Annotated in this window: 6 protein-coding genes; 3 read left to right on the top strand and 3 right to left on the bottom strand. The window is 64.2% G+C overall.

Features of this window, described 5'->3' with window-relative positions; genetic code table 11:
• Window positions 1-187 precede the first annotated feature (187 nt).
• The 3 genes from IVA88_RS05555 to IVA88_RS05545 form a co-directional block, all read right to left on the bottom strand.
• Entirely contained in the window at window positions 188-1282 is a 1095-nt protein-coding gene (locus IVA88_RS05555; RefSeq protein WP_247496268.1) for an HD domain-containing phosphohydrolase, read from the bottom strand.
• 265 nt (window positions 1283-1547) lie between these two features.
• Window positions 1548-3830, bottom strand: coding sequence for a molybdopterin cofactor-binding domain-containing protein (locus IVA88_RS05550; RefSeq protein ID WP_247496267.1), 2283 nt, complete (start codon window positions 3828-3830; stop codon window positions 1548-1550).
• A complete protein-coding gene (locus IVA88_RS05545) occupies window positions 3827-4318 on the bottom strand; it encodes a (2Fe-2S)-binding protein (RefSeq protein WP_247496264.1) in 492 nt (163 codons plus the stop codon). Before IVA88_RS05545 ends, IVA88_RS05550 begins: the two co-directional genes overlap by 4 nt.
• Before the next feature lie 302 nt (window positions 4319-4620).
• On the opposite strand from IVA88_RS05545, the gene IVA88_RS05540 reads away from it, so the two are divergent.
• The 3 genes from IVA88_RS05540 (at window position 4621) to IVA88_RS05530 (ending at window position 6588) form a co-directional block, all read left to right on the top strand.
• On the top strand, window positions 4621-5385 hold the full coding sequence (locus IVA88_RS05540; protein ID WP_247496263.1) for an alpha/beta fold hydrolase: 765 nt from the start codon (window positions 4621-4623) through the stop codon (window positions 5383-5385).
• Window positions 5386-5409: 24 nt separating this feature from the next.
• Complete coding sequence (locus IVA88_RS05535) at window positions 5410-5751, top strand: hypothetical protein (protein WP_247496262.1); 342 nt, start codon at window positions 5410-5412, stop codon at window positions 5749-5751.
• Between the two features lie 165 nt (window positions 5752-5916).
• Entirely contained in the window at window positions 5917-6588 is a 672-nt protein-coding gene (locus IVA88_RS05530) for a dienelactone hydrolase family protein (protein ID WP_247496261.1), read from the top strand.
• Window positions 6589-6626: the final 38 nt, after the last annotated feature.

The following is a 6626-nucleotide window of genomic DNA, read 5'->3' as shown; positions in this document are numbered from 1 at the left end:
GATCGCCAGCGGCCTGTCGCGGGGTGCAAACCGCGGCAGGCCATTCCTCACGGAACGAGTCGAGAATAAACCATCGCGCTATTACAAGGGTGGGCAAAGCGTAGCGTGCCCACCATTGGTGCAGCGAATGCGGGAGCATGGTGGGCACGGCGCGAAGAGCGCCTTTGCCCACCCTACGACACCGAGTTCAAAACGATCCCAGCGCCACCGGGCGGAACGCCTGCAACAGCTGCTGGTCCAGCTTGCCGCCCATGCCTTCCATCATCGCAAACGCTCGCGAGTGAGTGAAGGGCATGCGGTAGGCGCGCTTCTCCACGAGCGCCGCGTAGATGTCGACGATCGTCGTGACCCGCACGATGTCGCTGATCTGGTTCGACAAGAGATTGTTGGGATAGCCAGAGCCGTCGAGGAATTCGTGGTGATGCAGCACGACGTCGAGCATCTCCGGCGGGAAGCCGCCTTGAGCTGCGAGCGCGTCATAGCCGCGGCGCGGATGCTGGCGGACTTCGGCCATCTCCTCGTCACTGAGCTTGCCGGGCTTGTCGAGCAGCGCAGAGGGAACGAAGGCCTTGCCGACGTCGTGCAGCAGCGCGGCCCGCGTCAGCCGGCGCTGGTCGTCCTCGCGCATGCCGAGGTGCTGGGCGAAGGAGACCGCGAAACCGGTGACGAAAAGGCAGTGGCGGTAGCTGCCGACATGATGGCAGCCCACTGTGGTGAGCCACTCGCGCAGCGAGGAGTGCTTGATCGCCTTCAGGATCTTGCTCTCGGCGGCGATGACGTCGTCGAAGGTCAGGGGCACGCCGAGCGGCAGCTTCTCGAACATCTTCTTCAGCACCGCGTGCGCGGCATCGACGCCGCGGTTGAGTGTCTTGCCGCGATCGGTCGCGTCATAGGTAGCGGTGTCGGGGAAGGCTGCGCGGATGCGCTGCAGGATCGCGTCGGGCTGAAGCGGCCGCGAGATGGTGTCGGTGGCGCCCAGCGCCCAGGCTTGCATGGTGCCGTGATGCAGGGCGTCCGCAAGCACGAACAGGCGCGGCATCGCGCGATAGGCATCGCCGCGCAGCTTGTTGCGCACCCGCTGCACGCTCTCGGGCGAGCGCAGATTGATATCGACCACGAGGCCGGAGAGATCGCGCGAGGGCTGCTCGGGGATCTCCCGGGTCGTCACCGTCGCGACGTCGCCGACCGCCTTGAGGATGCTGGCGAGCTCGGTGCTCTCGTCGCTCCGGTCGGAGGCGAGCAGGAGCCGGCGTTTGGCGGCGGTTTTGGCTGAGGCGTTCATGGATTCCCCAAGAGCACACGGGACTGGATTTGGCGTCAGCCTAAGCCGGTTCAGGTTCTCCGGGCCTTAAGAGGCGTGCTCAAGGGAACCCTGCGCAATCAGGGACAATTTTAATGAATTCGCCTTCTTGAGCGGTTCCATTCAACGCTCGAAAACAACCCCATGCACAGTAGCGATGTGCTTGTAAATACAAGGATATTATTCAACGAAAAATCCGCCGGAGGTTGCCCTCCGACGGATGGTCTCGATTAGCGTCAGCCTCGCCTCACGCCTTCATAGCGCCCTTCACGGCTTCGGCCGTGATCGGCAGGGCCCGGACGCGGGCGCCGGAGGCGTTGAAGATGGCGTTGCCGATGGCGGGTGCGATCACCGTCACGGCAGGCTCGCCGACGCCGGTGGCTTTTTCGCCGTTGGCGATCACGGCGATCGCGACCTCGGGCATCTGGCTCATCCGCAAGGGCGTGTAGCTGTCGAAATTGGTCTGTTCGATGCCACCGTCCTTCAGCGTCGCCTTTTCGTACATCGCCAGCGACAGGCCCCACAGCGCCGCACCCTCGACCTGGGCACGGATGTTGTCGGGATGCACTTGCGTGCCGACGTCGGTGGCGACCGTGAGCTTCTTCACGGTCACCTCGCCCGAGGGCGCGACGGCGACATGGGCCACGCAGGCCGTCCAGCTTGCGGTCGCGCGTTCCTGCGACGAGACGCAGGCCACGCCCATGCCCTCACCTTTCGGCAGTTGCTTGGTGCCGTATCCGGCAAGGCCCATCGCGGCGAGCAGCGTATTGCGCAGCCGCTGCGCGCCGCCGTCGTTCTTGCCGGCGCCGTCGAGCAGCGAGATGCGGAACTGCGCCGGGTCCTTGCCCGCCGCAGTCGCGATCTCGTCGATCATGCTTTCGACCGCCCAGAAGGTCCAGCCCGGTGCCACCGAGCGAAGCTGGCCGGACGGCGTGGCGTTGTGCGCCATCTCGTTCTTGATCGCGCGCACATAATGGTTGGGCACGGTGTAGAAGAAGTCGGCCCCGTTCACCGTGAAGGAGTCGAGCGGACCCTTCTTGTCCACCGACGGCGTCAGGAAATCAGGGATGCCCCAGCGCTGGGTCGGCCAGGCCGAGACGACGTCGTGGCTGAGCGCGACGAGCTTGCCGTCGCCGTCCACGCCCGCCTTCACCTTCTGGTAGGTGAGCGGACGCGAGAAATCCATCGTCATGTCATTCTCGCGCGTGTAGATCACCTTCACCGGCTTGCCGATGGCCTTCGCCGCCTGCACCGCCGGAATCATCATGTCGGCATCGAGCCTGCGGCCAAAGCCGCCGCCGAGCCACATCTGGTGCATGACGACGAATTTTGGATCGATGCCGGCCGCACCCGCCGCGATCGCGCCGGAGCGCGTTGCGAACTGGTTGCCGGAATAGATGTGCAGGATGTCGCCTTTGAACTCCGCGGTGGCGTTCATCGGCTCCATCGGCGCGTGGATATTGATGCTGGTGGTGTACTCCGCCTCCAGCACCTTGGCCGCCGTGCCGAACGCCGCCGCGGGATCGCCGTCTTTGACAAAGAACTGTCCGGAATCCTCCAGCTTCTGAAGCCGCTTGGCCTCGTCTAGCAACGACTGGCTCGACACCTTCGCGTTCGGGCCCCCGTCATAGGCGATCTTCAGTGCCTGCGCCGCCTTCTTGGCGTTGGCATAGGTGCCGGCGACCGCGACGACCCAGCCGGACGTTGTTCCGGTCTTGTCGTCGAGGGTGATGGCCTTGATGAAGCCCGGCACCTTCCTGGCGGCACTGTCGTCGACCGATTTCACCGTGGCGCCGAAGCGCACCGGCGGCGTGACCACCGCGCCATAGGCCATGCCCGGCAGCATCACGTCGATGCCGTATTTGGCCGTGCCATTGGTCTTGGAGGGGATATCGAGCTGCGGCACCGACACGCCGATCATGGTGTACTGATCCGGCGTCTTCAGCTTGATCGCCTTGAGTTCGTCCGGCGTGAAGGTTTTTGTCGCCTTGCCGCTCTTGACGATCTCGGCGAACGACATCGACTTCTTCGACTTCGGATGCGAGATCACGGAATCGCGCACCACGAGCTCCGACGCCGGCACGCCCATCGCGGCGGCCGCGCCATCCGCCAACGCCATCCGTCCGGCGGCGCCGGCGCGGCTCATCGCGTCGAAGTTCATCATGGTCGACCAGCTGCCGCCGGTGATCTGCGCACCCAGCACGGGGTCGTTGAACTTGGGATCGTTGGAGGCGAGTGCGACGCGCATGTCGCTCCATTTCGCGCCCAGCTCTTCGGCCACGATCTGCGCCATGGTGGAGGCGATATGCTGGCCCATATCTGCCTTGCCGCAGGTGACGGTGACGAGACCATCGGGCGCGATCGCGTACCAGACGCTGGGCTCGAAATTCGCAGGCGCGGCAAGCGCCTCGCCGATGCCCGGCACGCCAGCATAACCGAGCACGAGGCCGGTTGCCGCCGTGCCGACGAGGAAGGAGCGGCGGCTGAGATCAGTCGTTTCCGCTTTGACGGTCTTGATGTGCTTGTTCATGTGGGCCTCCGTTCGTTGCCGGAGGCGGATGCGGTGCGCATCTCGGTTGCGGCGCGCATGATTGCCTTCTGGATCCGCGAATAGGTCATGCAGCGGCAGAGATTGCCGTCCATATGCGCCACGACCTCTTCCTTGGTCGGATTGGGGTTCTTCGCCAGCAGCGACGCCGCCTGCATGATCTGCCCGGACTGGCAGTAGCCGCATTGCGGCACCTGCTCGGCGATCCAGGCCTTCTGCAAGGGATGGTCGCCCTTGGCGGCGAGGCCTTCGATGGTGGTGATCTTCTTGCCGGCGACATCGCCGACCATGGTCTGGCACGACCGCACGGCCTCGCCGTTGACGTGCACGGTGCAGGCACCGCACAGCCCGGCACCGCAGCCGAACTTGGTGCCGGTCATCTGCAATTGCTCGCGGATCGCCCAGAGGAGCGGCGTGTCGTTCGCCGCATCCACGGACATACTCCGCCCGTTGATGGTGAGATTTGGCATAGGCGTCTTCCCCTGCCGGTGCATGAAGCCGCTTACGGCGGCGACTTGGGTAGCGGACGCCCACCGGGCCGGCGCCAGCCTTGATCGCAAGAATGATCGGGTTCAGGCGCGGAGGCAAATGCAATCTGGAATCGATCGAAACAAACGCGGCGCGCACATCTTGTGCGTTGCGAGAAGGCATTGCTGCAGCGACTGAACGCAACAGAGTGCACGCCGAATATGCAGACCATCGCGGCACGGCGGTTTCCTCCGAGTAACCCGGCGCGTTAGGATAGGCGAAGAAACAAGATACGGTGGATGCAATGCCAAGGATCGATCGGGACGGCGTCGGAATCTATTACGAGGTTCATGGCGAAGGTCCGCCGCTGCTGCTCACCCACGGCTATTCCTCGACCTCGGCGATGTGGCACGGGCAGGTCGAGGCGCTTGCCAGGGATCACAAGCTGATCTTGTGGGACATGCGCGGTCACGGCCAGTCTGACTATCCCGACGATCCGGCCGCATACAGCGAAGCGCTCACGGTCGGCGACATGGCGACGGTCCTCGACGCGGTTGGCACCGAGCGCGCCATCATCGGCGGGCTGTCACTCGGGGGCTACATGTCGCTGGCGTTCGCTCGCGCGCATCCAAAACGGGTCCGCGCGCTGCTGATCATCGACACCGGCCCGGGCTTCAAGAAAGACGACGCGCGCGAAGCCTGGAACGCGCGGGCGCTCGCCACCGCCGACAAATTCGACCGCGAAGGTCTCGACGTGTTGAAGGGAGCGACGCGAGAGCGCGCCAATGCGAGCCATCGCAATGCCAACGGGTTGGCGCTTGCCGCACGCGGCATGCTGACCCAGCGCGATGCGAAAGTGATCGAGCTGCTGCCGGAGATCAAGGTGCCCAGCCTGATCGTGGTCGGCGCCGACGACACACCGTTCCTCGCCGCGTCCGATTACATGGCCGCGAAAATTCCCGGCGCACAAAAGATCGTGATCCCGGCGGCAGGACACGCCGTCAACATCGATCAGCCGCAGGCTTTTGTTGACGCGGTGCTGCCTTTCCTGAAGAACTTGCCGGAATAGGATGATCGGACAGGAACAGAGGCAATGAAGCGAGCGATGTTGGCTGCGGGCGCGATGTTGCTGTCGATATCTGCATCTGCGCAGGCCGAACCGTTCGGTGGGCCACCGCCGCGCCTGCCGTTCGTCGCGACATTGTCGAACAATACGCCGCTGGCATTCGGCATGGACGCCGAGCAGACAGCGCGCGCCCTGGGGCAATCGCTGCAGTATGTCCGCGGGCGTCCCGGCAACGAGATCTATCTCGCGCTCCGCAACATTGGCGGCAGCAGATTGATCTCCTACCGTCACCGGCTGTTCCTGCAGTTCCGTCACGGACGGTTGGCAGGATGGAAGGAGGACTACGGCGAGAACTGGATGTGGGAGTAGGTGATTCTCCTCATGGTGAGGAGCGCGCCGCTTGCGCGCGTCTCGAACCATGCAGGCCCGCCTCTCGCAGCTCGGCCTTTCAGTCCTTCGAGACGCGCGCAAGGGCGCGCTCCTCAGGATGAGGGGAGAGATTAGAATTCGTGACAGCCAAGAAGGACAACCCGCGTGGGACAAGACATCAAACTGACGGCTTCCGACAATTTCCAGCTCAGTGCCTATCGCGCTGACCCCGCGGGCACGGCGAAGGGCGCGGTGGTGGTGATCCAGGAGATTTTTGGGGTCAATCATCACATCCGCTCGGTCTGCGATCGCCTCGCTGGAGAAGGCTATGTCGCGATTGCGCCGTCGATCTTCGACCGGACGTCGCCGGGATTCCAGTCGGGCTACACGCCTGATGAGATCGCGGAAGCGCGCAAATTCGTCGCCAGTCCGGATTGGGAGGCGATGCTGCGCGATACGCAGGCGGCGATCGATGCGGTGGAGAGCGTCGGTCCGGTCGGCATTATCGGTTTTTGCCTGGGCGGCAGCGTCGCCTTCGTCGCGGCGACGCGGCTGTCGGGCCTGAAGGCCGCGATCGGTTATTATGGCGGCGCGGTCGTACGCTTTGCCGACGAGACACCCAAAGTGCCGACGCAGCTGCATTTTGGCGAGAGGGATGCAGGCATTCCCCTGACCGACGTCGAGACCATCAGGACCAAGCGGCCGGACGTGGAAGTCTTCGTGTATCCGGGCGCCCAGCACGGCTTCCATTGCGACGAGCGCCCGAGCTACGACAAGGCCAGCGCCGATACCGCATGGCCGCGCAGCATGGAATTTTTCGCGAAGCATTTGAAATAGAGCCGGGAACTCTCTCCACTGACGTTCCGGATGCCGCA

Origin of the sequence: Bradyrhizobium sp. 149 (assembly GCF_023073915.1) — a bacterium.
Lineage (GTDB): Bacteria > Pseudomonadota > Alphaproteobacteria > Rhizobiales > Xanthobacteraceae > Bradyrhizobium.
This window is presented reverse-complemented; position numbering and strand designations above follow the sequence as displayed.

Bases quoted from the DNA above. Each gene is read 5' to 3' on its own strand.
- IVA88_RS05545 (WP_247496264.1), bottom strand. From the start codon at position 4,318: ATGCCAAATCTCACCATCAACGGGCGGAGTATGTCCGTGGATGCGGCG.
- IVA88_RS05540 (WP_247496263.1), top strand. From the start codon at position 4,621: ATGCCAAGGATCGATCGGGACGGCGTCGGAATCTATTACGAGGTTCAT.
- IVA88_RS05555 (WP_247496268.1), bottom strand. From the start codon at position 1,282: ATGAACGCCTCAGCCAAAACCGCCGCCAAACGCCGGCTCCTGCTCGCC.
- IVA88_RS05535 (WP_247496262.1), top strand. From the start codon at position 5,410: ATGAAGCGAGCGATGTTGGCTGCGGGCGCGATGTTGCTGTCGATATCT.
- IVA88_RS05550 (WP_247496267.1), bottom strand. From the start codon at position 3,830: ATGAACAAGCACATCAAGACCGTCAAAGCGGAAACGACTGATCTCAGC.